Here is a 21,749-nt window from a genome sequence, read left to right as displayed (position 1 = left end):
TACCCTGGATGCCGTGACTATTCGCCTGTACGACACCAGCGCCCGGCAGATCCGCGACTTCACCCCGCTCACCGCGGGCTGTGTCTCGATCTACCTCTGTGGCGCCACGGTGCAGGCCGCCCCGCACATCGGGCACATCCGCTCGGGCCTCAACTTCGACATGATGCGCCGCTGGTTCGAGTACCGGGGCTACGAGGTCACCTTCATCCGCAACGTCACGGACATCGACGACAAGATCATCGCGAAGGCCGCCGAGCAGCGCCGCCCGTGGTGGTCCATCGGCTACGAGAACGAGCGCGCCTTCAACGACGGCTACACCGCCCTCGGCTGCCTCCCGCCCACCTACGAGCCGCGCGCCACCGGACACGTCACCGAGATGGTCGAGATGATGCGCGGCCTCATCGAGCGCGGTCACGCCTACGAGTCCGAGGGCAACGTCTACTTCGACGTGAAGTCGTACGCCGGCTACCTCTCGCTCTCCCGCCAGGAGCTCGACAACATCCGTCAGCCGGAGAGCACCGGCGAGACCGGCAAGCGCGACGCCCGCGACTTCGCCATGTGGAAGTCGGTCAAGCCCGGCGAGCCCTCGTGGGAGACCCCGTGGGGCCGCGGCCGTCCCGGCTGGCACCTGGAGTGCTCCGCGATGGCGCACAAGTACCTCGGTGAGGCCTTCGACATCCACGGCGGCGGGCTCGACCTGATCTTCCCGCACCACGAGAACGAGATCGCCCAGGCCAGGGCCTTCGGCGACGAGTTCGCCACGTACTGGGTCCACAACGCCTGGGTCACCATGTCCGGCGAGAAGATGTCCAAGTCGCTGGGCAACTCGGTGCTCGTCTCCGAGATGGTCAAGCAGTGGCGCCCGATCGTCCTGCGCTACTACCTCGGCACCCCGCACTACCGGTCGATGATCGAGTACAGCGAGGAGGCCCTGCGCGAGGCCGAGTCGGCGTTCGCCCGCATCGAGGGCTTCTACCAGCGCGTCATCGAGAAGGCCGGCGGCCCGGTCGAGCCGGCGCGCGAGGTCCCGCCCGCCTTCGCCGAGGCCATGGACGACGACCTGGGCGTTCCGCAGGCGCTCGCCATCGTCCACACCACCGTCCGCCAGGGCAACAGCGCGCTCGCCGCCGACGACAAGGACGCGGCCATCGCGCGCCTGTCCGAGGTGCGGGCCATGCTGGGCGTCCTCGGCCTGGACCCGCTCGACCCCCACTGGGACGGCGGGCACGGGTCCGACCGCGGCGAGGAGCTCCACGGCGCCGTGGACACGCTCGTACGACTCGTCCTGGAGCAGCGCGAGTCCGCCCGGGCCCGCAAGGACTGGGCGACCGCCGACGCGATCCGCGACCAGCTCCAGCAGTCCGGGCTGGTCATCGAGGACAGCCCGACGGGTCCGCGCTGGACGCTCGGTCCCCGCTGAGTCCGGGCAGCTGAGCTTGGTGTGCTGCCCGGCGTTCCGGGCGGCACACTCTTCATACGTACATACCGCAGCACCAACGAAAACAGGTAGAAGTCATGGCCGGGAACAGCCAGCGCAGGAACCGCCGCACGTCCAACAAGAAGGGCGCGACGGTCGGCAGCGGTGGCCAGCGGCGCAAGGGCCTGGAAGGCAAGGGCCCCACGCCCAAGGCCGAGGACCGCAAGAAGCACAAGGCGAACCGCATCAGCAACGCGATGGCCCGGCAGGCCGCCAAGCGCCGCCCGGCCCCCCGCCGCGGCGGCCCCAAGGGCACCAGCGAGATGGTGGTCGGCCGCAACCCGGTCTTCGAGGCGCTGCGTGACGGCGTTCCCGCCACCACGCTGTACGTGCAGCAGTTCATCGACAACGACGAGCGGGTCCGCGAGGCCCTCCAGCTCGCGGCCGAGCGCGGCAACATCAACCTGATGGAAGCCCCGCGCCCGGAGCTCGACCGGATGACGAACGGCCTCAACCACCAGGGCATGGTCCTCCAGGTCCCGCCGTACGAGTACGCGCACCCGGAGGACCTCACCGCCGCCGCGTACGACAACGGCGAGGACCCGCTGATCGTCGCCCTCGACGGGGTCACCGACCCGCGCAACCTCGGCGCGATCGTCCGTTCCGTCTCCGCCTTCGGCGGCCACGGCGTGGTCATCCCCGAGCGCCGCGCCGCCGGCATGACCGCCGGTGCGTGGAAGACCTCGGCCGGCACCGCCGCGCGTACCCCGGTCTCCCGCGTCACCAACCTGACCCGCGCCCTCCAGGACTACAAGAAGGCCGGCATCACCATCGTCGGCCTCGCCGCCGAGGGCACGCACACCGTCAACGACCTCGCCGAGCTCGCCGGCCCGGTCGTCATCGTCGTCGGCTCCGAGGGCAAGGGCCTCGGCCGGCTCGTCGGCGAGAACTGTGACTACCTCGTGCGCATCCCCATGCCGGGCGGCGCCGAGTCCCTCAACGCCGGTGTCGCCGCGGGCGTCGTGCTCTACGAGGCGGCCCGCCGCCGCGCCGACCGCGGCCGCGTCTGATCGCTTGATCCACTTGGCTCAGGGAATGTGACCCGTGAGCGTGTCACCCCGCCCGATTCGGGCGGGGTGGCTTGATCTTGACGGGTCTCGGACACATCCCTGTCGTCAAGGCAGTGTCCTAAACACTGATCACTCGGTTAGATGAGTGTGGACACCAGAACGTCAGGGTTCGACGACCAGCCCGCGCTGAGCATGGTCAAGGTGCCGTGCGATCCCGCACAGGTCATCGTCAACCACGCCAGCTTCCGCGTGCGGCTCGCACCGAGCCCGAGCGCGCGTTCCAAGCCCGCGAAGGCCCCCGGCCGCGCACCCGTCCTGGGTGGCGCCGTGGTGGCAGCCGCCGGGGCCACCCGCCGCCGGGCCCCCGTGGTCTGGAGCGGCAAGTCCGACGCCGGCGACGCCGCGGCCATGGGCGGACTGCTCCAGGCCGTCCGCGAGGCCGGGCGCGGGCACGACGAGTACGACGGCGGCGCCACCCAGGTCATCCCGCGCATCGACCTGGCCCACGACCTCGCCGAGGACACCCTCGCCTCGCCGACCGTCATCGGCCAGCGCAGCTACCGCGATCCGGCCGAGACGCGTCCGCTGGCCGCCGTACGGGACCTGCCGTACCAGGAGCCGCCCGGCTCCGGGCCCGGCGCGGACCCGAGGCGGACCGGCCCCGACACGCGCGGACAGGCCTCCTACTACCCCGGCCGCCGGATGAACCTCGGCGTCGTGCTGCTCCCGCTGCGCGTCTTCCTCGGCTTCATCTCCATCTACGCCGGCATGGGCAAGCTGTGCGACCCCGTCTACTTCGACGGCGGCGAGCGCGGCTCCATGGTCACCTGGCTGCACACGCTGAACCCCTGGGCACTCGCCGAGCCGCTGCGCGACTTCGCGCTCGCGCACCCGGTCGGTGCGGGCCTGAGCGTGGCCTTCCTCCAGGTCATCGTGGGTGTGCTGACGGTGTTCGGCCTGTGGCAGCGGTTCGCCGCCTGCTTCGGGGCGCTGCTGTCCGCCGCGCTGCTGATGACGGTGAGCTGGAAGACCGTCCCGGCCTACGACGCGCCCGACATCATCTACCTCGCCGCCTGGAGCCCGCTGATCATCGCGGGCGCCCCGGTCTACTCCCTCGACGGACGGCTCGCCGGGGAGGCCTGGCGGACCCTCGGGCCGCGCTCCGAGATCTGGCGGCTGCGCAGGCGCGTCCTGCGCCGCGGGGCCGTCATGGCCACCGTCGTGTGCGGGCTCACCCTGCTCGTCGGCTCGCTCCTCGGCGGCGCCGTCCGCTCCTCCACCGTCGTCACCGTCCCCGGGCCGGGCGAGGCCCCCAGCAACTACCTGCCGGGCCGTCCGCTGCCGCAGGCGCCGGCCAGGCAGCAGCCCGGTCAGCAGCCGTCGACGCCGCCGCCGGCCAAGAAGGCGTCGCCCTCGGCCACCGCGACCGAGCCCGCCGCGAAGTCCGGGAAGACCGCATCGGGCGCACCCTCCCGGGGCACCTCCGGGACGCGCTCCGAGTCGCCCACCGCGACGCGCGGCACCACCGGCAAGCAGACCCCGCGCAGCACGCCCCGGCAGTCCTCCTCCCCGAGGCAGCCGTCCTCCTCCGGGAGCACGGGGGGCGGGGCTCCGGCAGCGAAGCAGCCGGGCCTGATCGGCGGCCTCATCGGCTGACACCGGGACAGGGAAGCGGGGGCCCGGCGCGCGCGAGCGTGCCGGGCCCCTCCGCGTGTGCCGGGCGCGCGTAGCTGCGTAGCCGCGTAGCCCGTAGCTCCCAGCCCGCAGCCCGCAGCCCGCAGGTCCGTGAAGGGCTTCAGGGGCCCTTCTGCGCCGCCAACTCCCGTGCGGCCTCGGTGAGGTCCTTCGCCGTGTCGATCGCCCGCCAGTAGGCCCCCTGGGGCAGCGGGAAGCCCGCGAGGCGCCGCTCACGGGCCAGGCGCGGGAACGTCGTACGCTCGTGGTCCCCCAAGTCCGGGAGCAGTGCGGAGAATTCGGCGCTGAAGACGTACACCCCGGCGTTGACGAGGTAGGGCGACGGCGGGGCCTCGATGAAGTCCAGCACGTGCCCGAACTCGTTGGTCTCCACGACCCCCCACGGGATCCGCGGCCGGGCCAGCGCCAGCGTGGCCACCGCATCCCGCTCGGCGTGGAAGGCGGCCATCTCGCGGAGCGAGAAGCGGGTCCAGACGTCGCCGTTGGTGGCGTACCAGGCCCGGTCGGGGTGCGGGAGGCTGCGGGCGGCGTACTTGAGGCCGCCGCCGCGCCCCAGCGGCTCCTCCTCGACCACCGTGGTCACGCGGAGCGGCAACCGGGCCCCGGCCAGCCACTCCTGGAGCACCTCGGCGAGGTGCCCGCAGGAGACCACGGCGTCGGTGACGCCCTCGGAGGCCAGCCAGGCCAGCTGGTGCCCGATGATCGGCAGCCCCGTCCCCGGGATCTCGACCATCGGCTTCGGACGGTCGTCCGTGTACGGGCGCAGCCGCGAACCCTGGCCGCCCGCCAGGACGACGGCCTGGGTGGGGGCGGCGGGGAACGCGGCTGCGGGGGGAGCGGGCGGATCGGATCGGTGGTCGTCGGTCATGGCGGCCAGCGTAGGGACGTGACGTGTGTCAGCCCATGGAGGCGACGCCGGTGGCGTACGAGGTGTCGCAGACGGGGCGGGCGAAGGACTGGGCCTTCGTCGGGCCGTACGCGTCGACGGCGGCCCGCCCCAGCGCCCGCGCGATCCCCACGCAGTGCTCGGCGAGCGAGGGTCGCCGGTTCACCTCCTGCTGGAGGTGGGTGAGGACGTCGTCCGGCCGGCCGCCCTGCTGCAGCTCGCCGACGAGCTGATCGCGCAGCACGTCGTGCGCGGCGCGCGGCTTCGCGGGGACGGAGACGTCCTCGGCGGAGGCGGTCAGGACCTGGGAGGACGAGGTGTCCGCCCAGGGGACCATGGTGACCGCGAGAGTCCCGGACAGGACCAGGACGACGGGCAGGACCAGGGCGAGGGAACGGCCGATACGGCGGGCAGTGTGGGTCACGAGGGCGAGAGTAGCGCTCGGTGAAGATTTGGCGACATTTAGTCACCCTGTCGGGGGATGGTTCGACGTGGTTTTTCGAATTGGGGGTTGACGGTTGGGGCCGAATGGCCCGATCTGGCGGGGTTCGCGCAGGGGTTCCCGCAGGGTTCGCGCCGGGCAACGGACGCCGGAGGGGCGCCCCTTGACGGGACGCCCCTCCAACCCTGCTGAAACCCGCGGGAGCTGCTGGGCCGCCTAGTGGGACAGCCGCTCGCCGGAGGAGGTCGAGAAGACGTGGATCTCGTCCGCGCGCGGGACCACGTGGAGGCTGGAGCCCTTCTCCGGGACCTGGCGGCCGCCCACGCGGACCACGAGGTCCTGCGAGCCCTCGGCGGACGCGGTGGAGCCGTAGACGTAGCCGTCGGCGCCGAGTTCCTCGACGACGTTCACGACGATGGTCAGACCGCCGGTCTCGGCGACGTCGAAGTGCTCCGGGCGGACGCCGACCGTGACGGTGCGGTCGCCCGCGTCGGCCGCCGCGGACAGCGCCTCGCGCGACACCGGGACGACGCTGTCGCCGAACTTCACGCCGCCGTCGGTGATCGGGACCTCGACCAGGTTCATGGCCGGGGAGCCGATGAAGCCGGCGACGAAGAGGTTTGCGGGACGGTCGTACATGTTGCGCGGGGTGTCGACCTGCTGGAGCAGCCCGTCCTTCAGGACGGCCACGCGGTCGCCCATCGTCATGGCCTCGACCTGGTCGTGGGTGACGTAGACGGTGGTGATGCCGAGGTCGCGCTGGAGCGCCGCGATCTGCGTGCGGGTGGAGACGCGGAGCTTGGCGTCGAGGTTCGACAGGGGCTCGTCCATCAGGAACACCTGCGGCTTGCGCACGATGGCGCGGCCCATGGCGACGCGCTGGCGCTGACCGCCGGAGAGCGCCTTCGGCTTCCGGTCGAGGTACTGGGTGAGGTCGAGCATCTTCGCCGCGTCCTCCACCTTCTTGCGGATGGTGGCCTTGTCCTCACCGGCGATCTTGAGCGCGAAGCCCATGTTGTCGGCGACGGTCATGTGCGGGTAGAGCGCGTAGTTCTGGAACACCATCGCGATGTCCCGGTCCTTGGGCGGCAGGTGCGTGACGTCGCGGTCGCCGATGCGGATGGCGCCGCCGTTGACGTCCTCCAGGCCGGCGAGCATGCGCAGCGAGGTGGACTTGCCGCAGCCGGACGGGCCGACGAGGACGAGGAACTCGCCGTCGTGGATCTCCAGCTCAAGCTGGTCGACGGCCGGCTGGTCGCCGCCGGGGTACAGCCGGGTCGCCTTGTCGAAAGTGACAGAAGCCATGGTGATGAATCCCTTCTACCGGCAGGAACGTGCCGGACGATCCGAGTGGAAGGTCTAGTCCAGTAATCGGACTCCGCATGACGCTACCCGTTCCGGGTGCCTCCTGTCAGTACCCGGGGGGTGCGTCGGTGCTCACGCGGGCGGGTTCAATGCGATGGCCCGGGGATTCGCGTGCTGTGTAGAGTGATGGCGGCTTCGCGCGGAGTAGCACGCGGGCCCGCCGTGCCTCCTTAGCTCAGTCCGGCCAGAGCAACGCACTTGTAATGCGTAGGTCGTCGGTTCGAATCCGACAGGGGGCCCCACACAGCCCCAGGTCCCGATCTTCGTGACCTGGGGCTTTGCGTTTACCGGATCTTGCGACGGCGCCGTGCGCGTGCCGCTCGGGTCCTCTCGGTCTCAGTTCTGGTCTCAGACGTGGGGTTCGGGCCGGGCATGAACGTCTCGCCCATCCGGCGCATGGCCTCGCGCGAGAGCTCGGAGCGGCCCTTCACGTACCGCCTCGTCTGGCTGATCTGGGTGTGCCGAAGGATCTCCATGATCGTCGGCATGTCCACGCCCAGCTCGTTCAGGATCGTCCCGGCCGTGTGACGGCTCCCGTCGTGCTGTCGACGATCACTGATGCCCACCTCGTCGAGCAGCTCCTTGAACTCGGCCCAGTCGGCCCGCGGGTCCAGCGGCCGGCCGTCGGGCCGGGTGAACACCGCGCCGCACTCCTCCCACATCTCGCCCGCGGCCTGCCGCTGCTCGTCCTGCTTCGCCCTGTGCTCCAAGAGGTACGGCAGGAAGGGCGGCGGGATCGGTACGGGGTTCTGGCTCTTCTTCGTCTTGGGCCGGGTGAAGGCCAGGCCCCCGCCCTTCCGGTCGGGGCAGGAGCTGGCGTGCCGGCGGCAGGTCTTCGCGCACGGCTTCGGGCAGCCGCGCTTGTAGCCCTTGTGCGCCGAGCAGTCGGGTGGGCAGGGGTCGAACCGGTGGAGCCGGGCGCCGCAGGCGCGCGCGTCCTTGCAGCCGTGCTTCCAGGTGAGTCGCTGGAGCTGCCAGGCGGGGTGGAACAGGCCCTGCTCCAGGTCGACGTACTGCCAGCGCAGCCCCAGGGCCTCGCCTTGCCTGAACCCCATACCGACACCGATGGCCCACCGCATGAACGTGGGCCGCTGCGCGGCGGCTGCGAGGAAGGCCTTGGACTCCTCGCGGGAGAACGGGTTGGCTTCGGTCTCGTCGACGGACGGCGGGTCGACGAGCGTGGCGACGTTCTCGTTGATGATCCGGCGACGGTGGGCGATCTTCAGGGCGCGGGACAGGATCCGGTGCACCTTGACGACGTGCGACGGTGCGTGCCCTTCGTCGAGCATGACCGCGTACATGGCCTCCAGGTGTTCGGGCGCGAGCTTGTCGAGACGGTGCTTGCCGACCCCGGGGATGATGTCGTTGCGGGTCTTCGACCAGTAGTCGTCCAGGGACCGCGGCTTCAGCTTCAGGCTCGCGATCGTCGTCAGGTACGTGTCCATCCACTGGGCGACGGTCGGCTTCCGGCCCGCTTTCGTGGCCCGGCCCTCGTCGCGCTGCTTCTCCAGCTCGCGGACCTTCCTGGCGACCTCCGGTTGGGTCCTGGCCCGACGGTGCCGGCGGTCGGGACCGCCGTCGGACTTCACGCCCATCGTGACGCGGCCGTGCCACCACCCGTCGCTGCCCAGGTAGATGGACGACTCCATGTTCGGCTTGCGGGGACTCATGAGCTCCTCCATGCGGAAGGCGGCCCCCGGGGATGTCCCCGGGGGCCGCCTGTGGCTGCGCTGAGATCAGACGGACTGCGGCTGGAGCTGGGCGGCGAAGGCGTCGAGATCGGCTCGGCGGATGCGGCGGGCCCGGCCCAGCTTCACGAAGGGCAGCTCGCCCGTGGCCATCAACTCGTAGACGGTGGAGCGGCCGAGCGAGAGCAGCTCGGCGGCTGCCTCAACCTTGTAGAGCACCCGGTCGATGGGCTGTGCGGCGGTGGTCACTGCTCATGTCTCCTTGGTGATCGAGCGTGGGCCGTTCCCGGCCCCTGGGGATCCGCAACAGCCGCAACACCGCAACATGCCTGGTCAGAGGCGTGTGTTTGTTGCGGATCGCGGATTTGTTGCGGATGGGCGCCGCCACACGTCGGTGCGGCGGCGCCCACGGGGCTGCACTGGTCAGCCAGCGATGTGGAGCGGGAGTGTGGCGGTTTCCGGGGGCGTGTTGCGGATGCCGGTGGGGGTATCCGCAACGGATTCACCCCCTGTGACCTGCGATGTTGCGGATGTTTTGGATGTTGCGGACCTGAGCGGGGGCAGGGGGCAGTAACGGGTCCAGGCGTCGGAGAGGTCGTCGGCGAAGTAGCCCTTGGGGGTCCCGGAGGGCAAGCGGAAGGTTCGGGGCTTGATGGGCTTGTTCGCCGGGGTGACGTACTGGCCGAGCATCTTGGCCAGGGTCCGGGAGGTGATCGGCCGGTCGTCGAGGTCGGCCCAGGGGGAGTCGTCCAGGGTGAGGAGGCATTCGAGGATCACGGCGGTGGGCATGCGGTCGGCTCCGCAGAACACCTTGTCCCGCAGGTCGGTCAGCAACCGGATCCCGAGGGATGCCTCCTCGCTGTCGTGCGCGGCGTTGATCAGCTCCACGCACGCGGCGCGGGCCCGCTCGGGCCAGGCCCCGCCGGCAGCGTCGGCGACGGCGAGGAGGGGCTCCCACACGTCGGCGGGCCGGTCGGTGACGCCTTCGGGCATCTCGGGCCAGGCGTCGGAGACCTGGTCGCGGACGGTGTCGGCCCACTGGGCGAGGCGGTCGCGTAGGGCGTGGCCCTGCTTCTCGTGGGTGCGCCGACGGTAGGGCTCGCACGTCTCGTTCGGGGCGCGCTTGCGCATGCGGATGATGACCGAGCGGGTCAGGATTGTGTCGGGCAGGGATCCGAGGCCGGCCATGGCGACGGCGCAGAACGAGGAGAACCAGCCCGCGGTCTGGTTGGCGCCTTCGCCGACGCAGCGCAGGGAGTTCCCGCCGCGCCGGTAGCCGGAGTTCAGGAACCCGCGCACGGCTTCGTTGTCCCCGGCCTTGGGGCCGAACACGGTGTCGATCTCGTCGAAGAGCAGCGTCGGGGGCCCTTCGGGGGCATCGACGAGGCGGAAGAGCGCGTTCGGGGATGCGTTGACCGTGGTCGCGGCCCGAGGGGTCAGGGTCTCGATGATCTCCAGCGCCCGGGACTTCCCCGACCCCGGCTCCGGGGACAGGAACGCGATGCGGGCCGTCCCGTCGAACGCGTCGATCAGGTGGGCGTGCGCATCCCACAAGGCCACGGCGACGTAGGCGGCTTCCCTGGGGAAGACGTTGAACCTGCGGTGGAAGGCTTCCACCTCGTCGAGCAGGGCGGCGCCGTCGATGGGCTCGGGCATGGCTGTTTCCCTCCGGGCGGGAACGGTCGGGGTGCGGGATGGGTCGGCCGGGTGCCGGTCATGGCGAACAGCAGAAGGGACGCCTTCGGCGACGCCCTTCGAGGCGCCCACAGCGGTCCCCGGCGGGGCGTGTTCCGCGGCTCCGGGCTGGTGGGTGGTGGGCGTGGGGCTTTTCAGGTCGAGGGGTTCGGGGTGGCTCATGCGGCGGCCGGCCGCGGGCGTGCGGTGCGCAGGGACCAGTCGAGTGCGCTGCGGATCGTGGTGCGGCACTCGGCCGGCGGCAGATCCGCCGCTTCCCCTGCGACCTGAAAAGCCTCCTCAACCACGTGCCGGGGGAGGTCTCCCCACGCGACGAACCGCCCCACGGCCCGTACGGACTTCAGGAGCTGGTCGTTCCTGCCACCCTCGGTGGTGCCTGCCACGGCGGCCGTCTCGCGCTCCAGCACCACATCGGCCAGACGCCGGCCGCTGGTGTGCGCGGGGGTGAGGGCGGCCGGGGCGGCAGCGGGCTGGGGCGTGAGGGCGTCGAGAAGCCACACCGGGAGCGGGGCGGGGGCGATGCTGTCGAGGACGGTGTAGGCGCCGTCGGGGGTGCTGCTGCCGGGGGCGACGACGTAGCCGCCCCAGCCCCGGGTGTCGATGTGCTTGCCGAGCCGTCCCCGGGTGCTGCCGAGACGGGAGCCGTCGGGCTGGGTGAAGTACAGGTGCTGTCCGCCGCGGGCGGTCCGTACCCGGTAGGTGTTGGGGACGGCCTGTCCGGCGCGCTCGCAGAGCGCTTCGAAGAGGGCAACGCCGTCAGGCGTTCCCTTCTCGTCGTTGTCCTTGAGGGTGTCCAGGTCCACCACCAGCAGCCCGGACGGGCCCGTTGCGATCCCGATGTTGTACGGGGCGTGGGTCCAGGCGGCGGCGATCAGGTCGTGATCGGTCGTCGCACGCTGCTCAGGGGTGCGGTGGCCGGTGGCGCAGCGGCCGGTGCCGGGGCAGGACCGTTCGGGGTGTCCGGCGGGCCGCTTGTCCTGCAGGCGCAGGGGAAAGACGTGCCAGCCCCGTTCGGCGGCGCTGATCGCGTGGGCGAGCCGGTTCAGGCCCGCGAGGTCGACCAGTGGGTCCTGTTCTAAGGAGGGCCGGTAGCCCTCTCGCCGGGGGGCGGTGGTGTGGGTCATGCTGGTGACCTCCACAGGTCTGTTGATGGGTTGTGGATGAGGGCGGCCCCGGTTCATTGGCGTGAGAGGGGCCGCCTTCGTTGTGTCTGGTCAGCAGGTGCAGTCGGTGAACTGGCTGGAGCCGTCAGTCCCGCAGCCGCAGCAGTGTGCGAAGGGGGAGGGCTCGCTGCCGTCGGTCGGCGCGCACTGCTCGCAGTCGTCGCTGCCGTCGTACTCGGGGTCGTCGTAGTCCTCGTCGTACATCGGGTGCTCCTCAGTGGCGGGTGTGGTCGGTGGCGACGTCGGTGAGGCGCTTTGCCTCGGCCAGGGTGACAGCGCGGTAGCGGACGGAGACGCGGCATCCGGGTTCGGGGCAGCGGACGGTGTGCTTGCCTGCGAGCAGAGCTACGGCGTCGGAGATGCGGCCGGACAGAGACTCGGGCTTCTGGTCCATGGAGCTCCTTGGTCAGCGGTGGTTGGTGGTTCCGGTGGCGCGGCCGAACATCCCGGCGGCGCTGATGTTCTGCGTGACGTGGATCGGTCCCCTGCCTCGGCCTGCCGTGCGTCCGGTGCGGAGGAGGAGCGGTGCGAAGGTGCCGGCAGCGATGAGGGCGACGGCGGCCCAGAGGGCTTCGGCCATGGCGAGGACTCCGGGGGCGGCGTAGGAGATTCCGAACCCGGCCGCGGCGATGCCGCCGCCGACGGTCGGGGCGAGGAGCGCGGTGGTCTTGGCCCACCGCGGGATCGGCTGCGCGGCCGGCGGAGTCACCGTGGGCATGACCTGGTGGGCATAGGCGAGGGTCCGGGTGCCGTTGGGGAGGGTGACGTACTGGACGCCGGGCGGTATCTCGGCGGGCAGCATCCGCGGCTCGCGAACGGCCGGCGGGTAGAGGATCGCGTCCCTGTACTGGAGCGGCGCCGGGGTGGTCGGGTGGGCGGGTTCGTAGGGCATGGCGGACTCCGGGGAAGACGGACAGGGCCCGAGCCGGGGTGGCTTGGGCCCTGTCTGGGCGGGGTGTCTGGGGTGTCAGGGTGGGTGTCTGGTGGGGGTGTCTGTCGCGTCAGACACCCGTCTGACACCCTTCGCGCGCACGTATGACCTGTGGATTGGGGCTGTTGGCCTGGCAGGGGTGTCAGACGCGTCTGACGCGTCAGGCCGCTACGTCGTAGGGGACGATCCGGTAGCGGCCGACCTCGCTGGTCTCGGCGAGACGTCCGGCCATGACGAACTGGGCGACCTGTCCGGAGACCCAGGAACGGCCCCGGCCGTAGCGGTCGCAGTACTCCATGAAGTCCGCCGGGCCGACCACGTCCCGGCCCTCGTCCTCGAACTCTTCGAGGACTTCCTCCATCGCCGCGCGGGCTTCGGCGGTGCTGATCTTCGGACGCGGCTCGTTGGCCGCCGGGCGGGCGGCGAACTGGACGACCTGCTCGACTGCGGGCAGTTCCTGCTCCGCGTCGATGAACTCTCCTTCTCCGTAGTCCTCGTCCCCGTCGGCTCCGTTGGACGAGTGCTCGTCGTAGTCGTCCTCGCCGGCGTAGTAGCCGTTCTCCTCGTCCTCGTTCGGGCCGTAGCCGTTGGGCATGGTGGTCTCCGGCTGGTCGGTGGTGCCGGGCATCGGGTAGCGGGTGCGGCCGGTGAACGCCCGGTCCGCGGAGCGGGCGGCCGCCCCAGCGGTGACGGGGTCGATCGCAGCCCGGGTGTCGGCGAAGGTGACGACGATCCAGTGGAGGTAGTCGACGCTGGAGAGGTAGTCCCGCATGGGGGTGGCCCACTGGTCGTCGGGGACGCCGTTGGCGACGAGGTAGGAGTAGCCGGGCTTCTTGTCCTTCCACACGTGCGGGGCTGCCCCGGCGTCGAGGACTTCGTCGTCGAGGGCGAAGCGGGCGTCCTGCTCGGTGCGGACTCCGTGGCACCAGGAGGAGCCGAGGGAGGCGCGGGTGTCGGTGGAGACCTGGTTGCCGGAGGCCCGCTGCATCGACAGGACGAGGGAGACGCCGGCGGAGCGGGCTTCCTGGGCGAGGCCGGTGAACACGTCGTCGTCGATCTCACGGATCGTCTTCGCGGCCTCTTCGAACCAGGCCACCAGGTAGGGCATGCCCGGGGCGCCGTCGGCCTGGGTCTCGGCGCAGGCGGGGACCCACTGCTTGTAGCCGTACTTCGCCAGCCACGCCGTCCGGGCCGGGATGACGGCGGTGAGGGCTTTGATCATGGCTTTGGTGGAGGGCATGTCGAGGGCGGCCCAGTCGATCGCGGGCAGGAGCGGGCCGAGGGTCTGCTCCTTCTTCGCCGGGTCCGACGCCCACACGATGACGTCTCGCCGGGTGAGGATTTCCGCGAGGGCGGTCAGGCCGCCCTCGGACTTGCCGGAGCCGGTCATGCCCATGAGCAGGAGCATCATGGCGTTGCGGGCTTCGTCCGGGTCTCCGGGGAACCACATGACCGCCGGGGTGCCGTCCTCGTAGATCCCGACGACCACGGGGGAGCTGATCGACTCCCCGGGGGCGCTGGGGCCGGGGCAGGGGACGGTGTTCTTCAGCAGGTCGAGCGGGACCACGGTCAGCAGGACTCGGGACGCGGAGTCGGGGTTCTCCTGGATCCGGATTGCCGTCTTGGGCACGTCCAGGGCGCCGGCGATGCGGGTCAGGTTCTTCGACACGTCGTCCGGGGTGAGCTCGCCGCGGGGGAGCTGGAGGTCGAAGGAGGCTTTGTTCGGTCCGACTTCCGTGCGGAGGACCTGGGTCTTGGCCAGGCCGACCTTCTCCAGGAACCCACCATCCGCCGACTGACCCGAGCCTTCGACGTTCTTGCGGAGGATCTGGCGAATGTTCCACGACAGGGCGAGCGCGGGGGCACCGATGAAGTACAGCTCCCCCAGCGGCCCCGCCCCGGGGCCGGCGATCGCGGCCGCGGTGAACCAGGTCGATGCGGTGGCGACGGTGACGGCGGAGTGCAGGCGGCGCTGCTGGGTGGTCGACTTGCCCGCCCACCAGGTCAGGCCGGTCAGGGCAACGGAGGCGAGGGTGAGGCCCGCGGTGACGCCTGCCTCACCCGACCAGAAGTAGTGGGCGGGCAGGGAGGCCAGGCCCGTACCGGCTCCGGCGAGCCACGGCGGCAGGTGGGGCTTGGCGCGGTGGAGCAGGTACTCGCCGATCCCGCCGCCCTCGCCGTGGGCGTCGTACTGCTGCCGGGTTTCGTCGGTCGTGGTGGTTCGGGGCATGGTCTGACCTCCCTGCGATCAGGTGTCGGTTAGCCGTTGAAGTCGAAACGGCGGCCCTGACGGGGCCGGCGGTTCGGCGCCAGCTGGGGATCGAACTCCCGCTGGAACGCCGCGTAGGTGGCGGCGAGGTTCTTCGCGGTGCCGAGGGCGTCCTCGGCGGCCTTCTTCATCCGCCGCGACACCCTGCGGGCTCGCGCCCGGGAGCCGAAGGGGCGGCCCTCGGGGTCGGGGATCTCTTTGAGGACGGCGTTGAGCATCTCGGCGGCGTTGGCCAGCTCGAAGGACATCTGCAGGAACAACCCGCGGCCGCCCTCGCAGTAGTTGCGGATGTCCACGTTGGAGAAGAACTCCGGGTCACCCAGCGGGGAGTGCATCCGGCCGCCCCGCTGACCCTGGCCCTGTCCGCCCTGCTGGCCGCGGCCGTTGCGCGGGCCCCCGCCGCCGCTCTGGACGCCTGGGTCGCTGATGTGGAAGTGGTACTCCCGCGACTTGCTGCGGTTCGTCGTCCGCGACCGGCTCGTCCCGCCGGGGGTGCCGGCCGGGCCCGGCTGCTGCCACGGACCCTGCTGCTGGCCGCCGGTGGCGTTCTGCGGACGGCGGGGTCCGGGAGTGCTGCCGTTGTCGGGCATCCAGGTGTTGTTCGACATCAGCGGGTCCCCTCAAGAGTGGTGGCGGGCTTGGTGGAGCGGCGGCTGATCAACCAGATGACCTGGGCAGCGAGCGTGGTCAGCGACCACAGGCCCATCAGCACGGGCACGAACGGCCCGGACCACAGGGCCAGCGAGAACCAGGTGAGTCCGGCCGTGGCGAGGGCGGCCAGGATGGTCAACCACGAGGCCTCAGCGCGGGTCCGGACGGGGCGGCCCTTGGCCTTCCACCCCAGGACCGCCAACGGGACCACGGCGGCCGGGGCCGCGACGAGCGCGGCCCACTGCGTGATCAGGTGAACGACGCCCGCGACGGGCAGCAGCAGGAGCGCGAGGCCGGTCGGGGCCCAGGTGCGGCGGTGCTTCCACACCCAGCGGCCCGTCGCAGCCGTGGCACGGGCGGTCAAGGTCGGCTCCTCGGAGACGACCACGATGACCTGCGGCCCCCGGCGGTGGCCGCGCTGGCGGGGGATGTGAACGGCGGGCGCGGCGCCCTTGGTGGTGTGTGTGCGGGTACGGCGAGACACAGCAGAACTCCTTCAGGCAGCAGTAAGGGTTCGGGCGGCGCGCTGTTCAGGGAAGTCGTGGCAGGCCACGCACATGCCGAGCGAGGTCGGGATCACGTACGGGAGGTGATCGCGGCAGACCGGACACCGCCGGCGGGCGGCATCCGCCTTGGCCAGGGCCGCCCACCGGTTCGGGGTCATCGGCCGCACCGGCTTCGCGAGGTCGATCCGATAGAGGTAGGCGACCAGCGGGCCCCGCCGGCGACGCGGTCGCTCCAGCTGGGCGGCGACGTCCTGGCCGCCGGGCCGCAGCCCGGCGGCACGGAGCTGACGGCGGGTGGCCAGACCGTCGGGGGCCAGGCGCCAGCGGTAGACGGGAAGGGTGCTCATCGGCCGAGGGCCGGAGCGGCGGCGGCGTTGCCGTCGCGGTGCTCCTGGTAGCGGGCGGAGGCCCAGCCCACCGACCAGCCCGACAGCTCCGCGGCGACCCGGACCGGCACCCCGGCCGCGAACGCGGCGGCCACGGTGGCACGCGCCTGCTCCTCCGGCAGCTTCACCGGCGGCGGGCCCGCCGCAAGGAGCGCGGCGCGTTCACGCTCCAGCCGCTCCTGTTCACGAACCTGTTCACGGCGCTCACGCTCGGCCCGCTCCTGGGCCTCCAACTCGCGCTGTTGCCCGGCCTGGCGTTCAAGACGTTCACGCTCGGCCTGCTGCTGTTCACGGATCTGTTCACGGCGTTCAGCCGCTTCCCGCTCCGCCCGCTCAGCAGCCTCCACCCGCTCAGCTGCCTCACGCCGGATCCGGTCCCGCCGGTCAGCCTCCTCACGGGCCAGACGCTCCTCGTGTTCACGCTGTTCACGGGCGATCGCCGCCTCGTGTTCACGCTGTTCACGAGCGGCACGGAGCCGGTTCTCCTCCCGCACCGCCGCCGCCCGATCCCGCCCGTCCTGCTCGGCGCGCTTGCGGGCCTCCACGGCCAGGACTGCGGCGGTCAGGGCCCGCCGGTAGGCGAGGCCGGCTTCCGCGGTGACAATGAGGAGGAGGGGTGCGACGGCGTGCACGGCGACCCCGACCAGGTCTCCGGCCAGGGCGGATACGCCGATGTTCAGGGCGAGGGTCATGGTGCCGGTCATCCACCGCAAAGCGACCGGCCAGGCCCCGCCGTGCCCGCCGAGGCGGGCGAGGACGGAGTCGAGACGGACGACGATGACCACCGCGGCGTCGACGACGAGGGGCAGGATCGGGGCGGTCCACCGCCAGGCGCCCGGTGTGTGGGCGGCCATGAGCGGGGTGACGGTGAGGACGGAGTAGAGCATCGCGCCGCCGACGATCAGCCAGGTGCCGACCGACAGGGCACGCTCGGATGAACGGATCTGAACACGGTTCACGAGACGGCCCCCGCCCGTGAACGCGCCTCGTCCGGGGTGGGGATCGTGGTGAAGCAGATCAGCTTCACGGGGCCGCCGGAGTAGTCGGTCACTGCCTTCATGACGCTGGTGCGGCCGTCACTGTGAACGCTGTGCTGCACCGCTCGGGGGCGGATTCCGAGTGCCTGGCACCAGGTCTCGAACCCGTCGGCGTCGTCGTGGAAGGACAGTTCCAGCAGGTCGGGGTAGACCGTGGAGATCGACACGCACGGCGCCGGCAGATGCCGGTACTCGTTCTCGAAGATGCGCAGCGCCATCAGCGGCGCGGCCATGGCCGAGAGGGGCATCGTCGGCGTGTTCATGCGGCACCGCCCGGCATGTTCACCGCGGCGGCGGCCTGGTTCAGCAGGGTCCGGCGGGCGGCCAGCTTCCTGCGGCGGGCCCGGCGGATACGCCGCTCGTCAAGCTCGGACGGCGCCCGGTCCAGGACGGCGATCTGCGCGTCGAGGAGGTCGACGTCCGCCAGGATCAGCGGCATCTCCCACTCGATCGCGTCCAGCTCCGTGTCCGACGGCTCCAAACCGTCGGACCACGGCGTAACAGTGTCCTGAAGTGCAACGATGGACTTCATTGGGTCTAGCTCCTTCGGTAGAGGAACGGGCCCGAACAGCAGCCCCGGTGTTCCCGCACCGGGGCTGCACGTCGTTGTGGAACAGGAAGAACTCCGGCTCCCCTCAAACCCCGCCCGTACGGCCAGGGGGCCGGACGGGCGGAGGAGGCAACCGGTCCGGCTGAGCCGGAAAGTTGAAGATCGATTTGGTGTCCACTGTTGAGTTCTCAAGGAACCGCCGCTTCCTTCGAGCTGGTCCTTTCGGGGCTCTCCGGGCGCCGAGAGCAGCCCAAAGAAGGCCCTCCCTGGTTCGCTGTCCTGGGACTGCGAACCGCTGTGGATGACTATGGACTCACAGTCCCAGGACTGTCAACAGTCCTGGGACTGTGTTTGACTGGACCCATCGAGAGGAGTTCGCGTGGCACCCAAGTGGCGAGAGCTGGCTGACAAGCTGGCTGAACAGATCAGGCGAGGCGACTACGCCCCTGGCCAGCGGCTACCGCACATCCGGGACCTGGTGGAGGAGGGCGAGGGTTCCAAGTCCACGGTCCACGCGGCGTACAAGGCCCTCGAAGCCGAGGGGCTGGTGACCTCTTCGCGGGGCCACGGGACAGTCGTACGGGAGCAAGCGCCGCTGAAGCGACTCGGCATCGCCCGGTACGACAAGGCGAAGTGGCGGGATGGCGATGAGGTCGCGTTTATCGCCGACCGCGTTGCGTCGGGCCGGGCCTACAAGCGCGGCGAGCAGACGCAGAGCGTCAGCCGTGTGCCGGCGACCCCGTTGGTGGCTGCAGCACACGGTCTTCCCGAGGGGGCTGAGGTGTACGCGCGAGCCCGGCTCGTGATGGAAGGCGACCAGCCGACCCACACGCTGACCAGTTACTACCGGCCCGAACACGTTGAGGGAACGCGCATCGTTGACCCGAGCCCGGGTCCGGCCGGCCGGGGTGGCGGCTTCCGAGTTCTGTACGACGCCGGCTACGAGATCGACCACATGCGTGAGGAGCTGTTTGCGAGGGTTGCCACACAGGAGGAGGCGGCCCTGCTCCAGCTGACGCCTGGTGAGTGGGTCGTTGAACTGCACCGGACCACGTACACGGCGGATGGGACCGTTGTCGAGTTCGCTATTGGCCTGCATGCGGCCACTCGGTTCGCGTGGGCCTACGACTTCCCGGTCCCCGACTCGGCACGGGAGGTAGCGCCGTGATCTCGGTGCAGAACTGGGCCGATGCTGAACAGCTCTGGGACTTCCAGCAGATGCATCACGAGCCGCGGCCTTGCTCTGTGTCCATCGGGTTGGGTAGCCATGACCTCGGAGTTGCTGAAGTCACTGCCGACCTGTACCGGCGCGGCATGATGCCGCTAATCGTCTTCACCGGCGCCACAAGTCGAACGACCCGCGAGCGGATGCCCCGTGGTGAAGCAGAGCACTACCGCGAGCGTGCCGTGAAGCTGGGCGTGCCCGACCACGCCATCCTCGTAGAGCCGCAGGCACGAAACACGGGGGAGAACATTCGCTTCTCTCGATCGCTGCTTGCGGGCCAGGGCGTTCTCGTCGATTCGGTGTTGCTGATCAGCAAGCCCTATGAGGAGCGGCGAGCGTATGCGACGGCCCGCAAGCTGTGGCCGGAAGTAGAGATCGTCAGCGCGTCCGCGCCGATGACGCTCGCGGAGTACGTGGATTCGATCCAAGATCCCCGGCTGGTCCTCGACATGCTCGTTGGCGCCCAACAGCGTTTGCTCATCTACCCGGGTCAGGATTTCATGATCCATCAAGACGTTCCGCTGGGTGTTTCTGCGGCGTTCGAGCGCCTATGCGTCGCCGGCTTCACGAGCCGCCTCATGTCCACGCCATGACGACTCGGGCCGAAGTGCTCTGGACCTACTGCCGAGTTCACCGCCTACCTCGCAAAAAGCTGGTGTCCAGGCCAGGCTAGCGACATAGACTTCACCTCCGAGCGCTTCGGCACGCGCCCACTCCGATGCGAGCGGGTGGCTTGAGAAGGCTCAACAGCAGGAGCTCTTTGCCCTCCGTCTGATAGTTGAGTAGCGGCAAATAGCCCCCACTTTAGGAGGGTGAATGCCCGACGTCGACCCCGTGGGTGAAACTGTCAACTCCGTCGAGGCTGCTGAATCGGTCGGGCAGAGTCGTGCAGTCTATATGCATGATTCCTCCATGGTCCCCGAATTGGCTCAGCTCGCTGACAGTGCCTGTGAGGGCGCGCGGGACGTTCATGAGGTAAGTACTCGTCTGGGAAGAGCTGCAAGAGAACGAGACGTCCTCGCCGAATCATGCGCAGTGCGCGAACTGGCTATAGCCTTCATGCATTGCATAACGCCTCGAGCCCTTGGTTCCGGCAAACCTGGCGCTGATCTCGTTCCACTGGATGGCCCATCTTATCCGAGGGCCCTCCGTGATGCCGACGAAAATGTTCGGATGCTGTGGGGTGCGCTCGCTTCTTCGGTTACCCATCCAGCGGCTAGGGCGCGGTTTGCTGATATTTTGGTTACGCTTCGTTTGATTAAAGAACGCGAAGCTGCCGAAATGGCAGTGCGGGGCTATCTGGACTCAGTGGGTGGAAGTTTTGTGCTTTCTGAGCAGGGTGACGGCTTGATCCGGGCGTGGGGGCTTTCACGGTCCTTCAGTCTCGACTCTCTGGCTAGCCAGATTTCGACAGCCATGTTGGGTATGGTGGAAGGCGCCTTGTCGCGCTGCGAGGACTCTTACGTCGTAACTTATCTGCTCGACGTCTTGGTTATGGCTGAGCGGAAGAAGAAAGGGCAATCGAAGGATTCGCGACTGGATGACTTGCTGGACAGGGCATTGCTGACGTACCCCGATACGAACAGCATTAGCGAGTTGGCCGCCCTTGTACGGCGGCGGGCCGGCTCTGATGAGATGCGCGTTCAACATGCCAGCGAGGTAGAGGTGAGGGCCTCTCTGAATGATGCCGATAAGGCTGTTGACGCAATGATTATCAGAACTCATCTAAACGATGCGGCGTCGAAAGCGCGTCGACTTCGACTGCCAGCATTGGAGGCTCTTGCTGTCTCCCGGCTCCAGGCGGCTCCGCCAGTCGAATGGAAAAGCATTGTAACGGAACATAGAATTCCAAGTATCCTATTTCGGGAGTTTCTTCGCCCATATCGGCGTGTCGATACCTGGGAGGAGGGCCTCGCCGTCTGGTTCGATTCCGACTGTCCCAGTGGCGCCCGTAAGAGAAATGAGGCGGCAGCTCGCGACACGTTGAACCTGTCGCCTATTTCGAGGCTAGCCACTACTATCGTCTTCGGTAGTGGCGACCTTCCGAAGCGTGTGCTGGCAGGGGATGATGACGTATTCCAGCATGAATTGGTTCGCCAAGAAACCATGAGCTTCCGTCTCAATGGAATCATGTTGGCAAATGCGCTCGACCTGCTCAAAAAGCGATTCGGCGTTCCGTCCTGCGGTGAAATAGAGAAATTCCTGGCTGGGGCTGGGGGGCATCCTGCATTGTCTCGCGCCCTGGCGAAGGCGTTGCAACTCTATTGGGTTGGCGAATTCGAAGCAGTCGTTTATCTTTCGGTTCCGAAAGTTGAAGCCGCTGCACGCGCCCTCCTGTTGGAGTTGAACGAGCCAATGTACAGGGCTTCGGTTGGAGATGCTTCTGGGGTATTCCCCGGGCTCGGTACATTGCTAGAGCCCCTACTGGATAACGGATTTGATCCAGATTGGGAGCGGTTTCTCAGGGCGTTTCTGCTGAACGATGGTGAAAACATCAGAAATCTGGCGGCGCACGGCTTCCTAGACGAAGTGAACCGGGAGACAGCAGCGTTGGCCCTGCGCGCCTCTGCCCTAGTGATCCTCATCGCATCGGAAGAGTCTGCGAGCCGCGACAGGGATTTCATTCGGGCTGCATTGGCCGCTCCGGCGGGAGGCCGATCGCGCTCGTGGTGGCAGAGAGCCACGAGCGCGGTCCGGGCCGCGCGGCGCGAGATGCTTCGGTGAAGCTGTGGGTGCTCTTCGAGTGCGGTCTCAGAGGCGGTCTCAATTGATG

At 69.5% G+C, this 21,749-nt stretch carries 23 protein-coding genes and 1 tRNA gene; 7 read left to right on the top strand and 17 right to left on the bottom strand.

Annotated features, from left to right (window positions below):
* Window positions 1-13: 13 nt before the first annotated feature.
* From cysS to ACGFZK_RS26425, 3 genes are all read left to right on the top strand, one after another.
* The gene (cysS, locus tag ACGFZK_RS26435; RefSeq protein WP_393851340.1) at window positions 14-1,420 is read left to right on the top strand and encodes a cysteine--tRNA ligase; all 1,407 of its coding nucleotides are present in this window, start codon (window positions 14-16) and stop codon (window positions 1,418-1,420) included.
* Window positions 1,421-1,515: 95 nt separating this feature from the next.
* On the top strand, window positions 1,516-2,487 hold the full coding sequence (gene rlmB / locus ACGFZK_RS26430; protein WP_382549280.1) for a 23S rRNA (guanosine(2251)-2'-O)-methyltransferase RlmB: 972 nt from the start codon (window positions 1,516-1,518) through the stop codon (window positions 2,485-2,487).
* Window positions 2,488-2,628: 141 nt separating this feature from the next.
* Window positions 2,629-4,143, top strand: coding sequence for a DoxX family membrane protein (locus ACGFZK_RS26425; protein ID WP_393851339.1), 1,515 nt, complete (start codon window positions 2,629-2,631; stop codon window positions 4,141-4,143).
* 139 nt (window positions 4,144-4,282) lie between these two features.
* On the opposite strand, the gene ACGFZK_RS26420 is transcribed toward ACGFZK_RS26425, so the two are convergent.
* The 3 genes from ACGFZK_RS26420 to ACGFZK_RS26410 all read right to left on the bottom strand — a co-directional run bounded on the left by ACGFZK_RS26420 (window position 4,283) and on the right by ACGFZK_RS26410 (window position 6,815).
* Complete coding sequence (locus tag ACGFZK_RS26420; RefSeq protein ID WP_393851338.1) at window positions 4,283-5,050, bottom strand: NDP-sugar synthase; 768 nt, start codon at window positions 5,048-5,050, stop codon at window positions 4,283-4,285.
* A 28-nt stretch (window positions 5,051-5,078) separates the two neighbouring features.
* On the bottom strand, window positions 5,079-5,492 hold the full coding sequence (locus ACGFZK_RS26415; RefSeq protein WP_393851337.1) for a hypothetical protein: 414 nt from the start codon (window positions 5,490-5,492) through the stop codon (window positions 5,079-5,081).
* Window positions 5,493-5,726: 234 nt separating this feature from the next.
* Complete coding sequence (locus tag ACGFZK_RS26410; protein WP_393851336.1) at window positions 5,727-6,815, bottom strand: ABC transporter ATP-binding protein; 1,089 nt, start codon at window positions 6,813-6,815, stop codon at window positions 5,727-5,729.
* Between the two features lie 224 nt (window positions 6,816-7,039).
* On the opposite strand from ACGFZK_RS26410, the gene ACGFZK_RS26405 reads away from it, so the two are divergent.
* Window positions 7,040-7,117: transfer RNA gene (locus ACGFZK_RS26405), tRNA-Thr, on the top strand.
* Between the two features lie 42 nt (window positions 7,118-7,159).
* On the opposite strand, the gene ACGFZK_RS26400 is transcribed toward ACGFZK_RS26405, so the two are convergent.
* The 14 genes from ACGFZK_RS26400 to ACGFZK_RS26335 form a co-directional block, all read right to left on the bottom strand.
* Entirely contained in the window at window positions 7,160-8,545 is a 1,386-nt protein-coding gene (locus ACGFZK_RS26400; protein WP_393851335.1) for a tyrosine-type recombinase/integrase, read from the bottom strand.
* 66 nt (window positions 8,546-8,611) lie between these two features.
* Window positions 8,612-8,812 (bottom strand): helix-turn-helix domain-containing protein, encoded by a 201-nt coding sequence (locus ACGFZK_RS26395; protein WP_393851334.1) that lies wholly within the window; start codon window positions 8,810-8,812, stop codon window positions 8,612-8,614.
* Window positions 8,813-8,986: 174 nt separating this feature from the next.
* The gene (locus ACGFZK_RS26390) at window positions 8,987-10,219 is read right to left on the bottom strand and encodes a DUF3631 domain-containing protein (protein WP_393851333.1); all 1,233 of its coding nucleotides are present in this window, start codon (window positions 10,217-10,219) and stop codon (window positions 8,987-8,989) included.
* 197 nt (window positions 10,220-10,416) lie between these two features.
* On the bottom strand, window positions 10,417-11,382 hold the full coding sequence (locus ACGFZK_RS26385; protein WP_393851332.1) for a bifunctional DNA primase/polymerase: 966 nt from the start codon (window positions 11,380-11,382) through the stop codon (window positions 10,417-10,419).
* Between the two features lie 90 nt (window positions 11,383-11,472).
* Window positions 11,473-11,625 carry a hypothetical protein gene (locus ACGFZK_RS26380; protein WP_393851331.1) on the bottom strand — a complete coding sequence of 51 codons (153 nt, stop codon included), beginning with the start codon at window positions 11,623-11,625 and terminating at the stop codon, window positions 11,473-11,475.
* Window positions 11,626-11,635: 10 nt separating this feature from the next.
* Window positions 11,636-11,815: a hypothetical protein gene (locus ACGFZK_RS26375; RefSeq protein ID WP_393851330.1), complete on the bottom strand. Its 180-nt coding sequence runs from the start codon at window positions 11,813-11,815 to the stop codon at window positions 11,636-11,638.
* 12 nt (window positions 11,816-11,827) lie between these two features.
* Window positions 11,828-12,313 (bottom strand): hypothetical protein, encoded by a 486-nt coding sequence (locus ACGFZK_RS26370; RefSeq protein WP_393851329.1) that lies wholly within the window; start codon window positions 12,311-12,313, stop codon window positions 11,828-11,830.
* 199 nt (window positions 12,314-12,512) lie between these two features.
* Window positions 12,513-14,582: a plasmid transfer protein TraB gene (gene traB, locus ACGFZK_RS26365; RefSeq protein ID WP_393851328.1), complete on the bottom strand. Its 2,070-nt coding sequence runs from the start codon at window positions 14,580-14,582 to the stop codon at window positions 12,513-12,515.
* 29 nt (window positions 14,583-14,611) lie between these two features.
* Window positions 14,612-15,229: a plasmid transfer protein TraA gene (traA, locus tag ACGFZK_RS26360; RefSeq protein ID WP_393851327.1), complete on the bottom strand. Its 618-nt coding sequence runs from the start codon at window positions 15,227-15,229 to the stop codon at window positions 14,612-14,614.
* Complete coding sequence (locus tag ACGFZK_RS26355; RefSeq protein ID WP_393851326.1) at window positions 15,229-15,756, bottom strand: hypothetical protein; 528 nt, start codon at window positions 15,754-15,756, stop codon at window positions 15,229-15,231. The genes traA and ACGFZK_RS26355 overlap by 1 nt, the downstream gene beginning before the upstream one ends.
* A gap of 12 nt (window positions 15,757-15,768) precedes the next feature.
* Entirely contained in the window at window positions 15,769-16,125 is a 357-nt protein-coding gene (locus ACGFZK_RS26350) for an RRQRL motif-containing zinc-binding protein (protein WP_393851325.1), read from the bottom strand.
* Window positions 16,122-17,123, bottom strand: a complete 1,002-nt coding sequence (locus ACGFZK_RS26345) for a DUF2637 domain-containing protein (RefSeq protein ID WP_393851324.1) — start codon at window positions 17,121-17,123, stop codon at window positions 16,122-16,124. The genes ACGFZK_RS26350 and ACGFZK_RS26345 overlap by 4 nt, the downstream gene beginning before the upstream one ends.
* Window positions 17,120-17,464 (bottom strand): hypothetical protein, encoded by a 345-nt coding sequence (locus ACGFZK_RS26340; protein WP_393851323.1) that lies wholly within the window; start codon window positions 17,462-17,464, stop codon window positions 17,120-17,122. Before ACGFZK_RS26340 ends, ACGFZK_RS26345 begins: the two co-directional genes overlap by 4 nt.
* Entirely contained in the window at window positions 17,461-17,733 is a 273-nt protein-coding gene (locus ACGFZK_RS26335; RefSeq protein WP_393851322.1) for a DUF6284 family protein, read from the bottom strand. Before ACGFZK_RS26335 ends, ACGFZK_RS26340 begins: the two co-directional genes overlap by 4 nt.
* Window positions 17,734-18,130: 397 nt before the next feature.
* Here ACGFZK_RS26335 and ACGFZK_RS26330 point away from each other — a divergent pair, with 397 nt between their 5' ends.
* The 3 genes from ACGFZK_RS26330 (at window position 18,131) to ACGFZK_RS26320 (ending at window position 21,700) form a co-directional block, all read left to right on the top strand.
* The gene (locus tag ACGFZK_RS26330; RefSeq protein WP_393851321.1) at window positions 18,131-18,919 is read left to right on the top strand and encodes a GntR family transcriptional regulator; all 789 of its coding nucleotides are present in this window, start codon (window positions 18,131-18,133) and stop codon (window positions 18,917-18,919) included.
* Complete coding sequence (locus ACGFZK_RS26325) at window positions 18,916-19,569, top strand: YdcF family protein (protein ID WP_393851320.1); 654 nt, start codon at window positions 18,916-18,918, stop codon at window positions 19,567-19,569. The genes ACGFZK_RS26330 and ACGFZK_RS26325 overlap by 4 nt, the downstream gene beginning before the upstream one ends.
* Before the next feature lie 223 nt (window positions 19,570-19,792).
* On the top strand, window positions 19,793-21,700 hold the full coding sequence (locus ACGFZK_RS26320; RefSeq protein WP_393851319.1) for a hypothetical protein: 1,908 nt from the start codon (window positions 19,793-19,795) through the stop codon (window positions 21,698-21,700).
* The last annotated feature ends 49 nt before the right edge of the window (window positions 21,701-21,749 follow it).

Origin of the sequence: Streptomyces sp. NPDC048257 (assembly GCF_043201855.1) — a bacterium.
Lineage (GTDB): Bacteria > Actinomycetota > Actinomycetes > Streptomycetales > Streptomycetaceae > Streptomyces.
The sequence above is the reverse complement of the archived record's forward strand: the minus strand, read 5'-3'. Positions and strand labels throughout refer to the sequence as shown.

Excerpts from the sequence above, each read along its gene's own strand:
- ACGFZK_RS26340 (WP_393851323.1), bottom strand. The coding sequence starts at position 17,464 with ATGAACACGCCGACGATGCCCCTCTCGGCCATGGCCGCGCCGCTGATG.
- ACGFZK_RS26400 (WP_393851335.1), bottom strand. The coding sequence starts at position 8,545 with ATGAGTCCCCGCAAGCCGAACATGGAGTCGTCCATCTACCTGGGCAGC.
- ACGFZK_RS26320 (WP_393851319.1), top strand. The coding sequence starts at position 19,793 with ATGCCCGACGTCGACCCCGTGGGTGAAACTGTCAACTCCGTCGAGGCT.
- ACGFZK_RS26385 (WP_393851332.1), bottom strand. The coding sequence starts at position 11,382 with ATGACCCACACCACCGCCCCCCGGCGAGAGGGCTACCGGCCCTCCTTA.
- ACGFZK_RS26335 (WP_393851322.1), bottom strand. The coding sequence starts at position 17,733 with ATGAAGTCCATCGTTGCACTTCAGGACACTGTTACGCCGTGGTCCGAC.
- ACGFZK_RS26370 (WP_393851329.1), bottom strand. The coding sequence starts at position 12,313 with ATGCCCTACGAACCCGCCCACCCGACCACCCCGGCGCCGCTCCAGTAC.
- rlmB (WP_382549280.1), top strand. The coding sequence starts at position 1,516 with ATGGCCGGGAACAGCCAGCGCAGGAACCGCCGCACGTCCAACAAGAAG.
- ACGFZK_RS26375 (WP_393851330.1), bottom strand. The coding sequence starts at position 11,815 with ATGGACCAGAAGCCCGAGTCTCTGTCCGGCCGCATCTCCGACGCCGTA.
- ACGFZK_RS26410 (WP_393851336.1), bottom strand. The coding sequence starts at position 6,815 with ATGGCTTCTGTCACTTTCGACAAGGCGACCCGGCTGTACCCCGGCGGC.
- ACGFZK_RS26350 (WP_393851325.1), bottom strand. The coding sequence starts at position 16,125 with ATGAGCACCCTTCCCGTCTACCGCTGGCGCCTGGCCCCCGACGGTCTG.
- ACGFZK_RS26420 (WP_393851338.1), bottom strand. The coding sequence starts at position 5,050 with ATGACCGACGACCACCGATCCGATCCGCCCGCTCCCCCCGCAGCCGCG.
- traA (WP_393851327.1), bottom strand. The coding sequence starts at position 15,229 with ATGTCGAACAACACCTGGATGCCCGACAACGGCAGCACTCCCGGACCC.
- ACGFZK_RS26425 (WP_393851339.1), top strand. The coding sequence starts at position 2,629 with ATGAGTGTGGACACCAGAACGTCAGGGTTCGACGACCAGCCCGCGCTG.
- ACGFZK_RS26390 (WP_393851333.1), bottom strand. The coding sequence starts at position 10,219 with ATGCCCGAGCCCATCGACGGCGCCGCCCTGCTCGACGAGGTGGAAGCC.
- ACGFZK_RS26380 (WP_393851331.1), bottom strand. The coding sequence starts at position 11,625 with ATGTACGACGAGGACTACGACGACCCCGAGTACGACGGCAGCGACGAC.
- traB (WP_393851328.1), bottom strand. The coding sequence starts at position 14,582 with ATGCCCCGAACCACCACGACCGACGAAACCCGGCAGCAGTACGACGCC.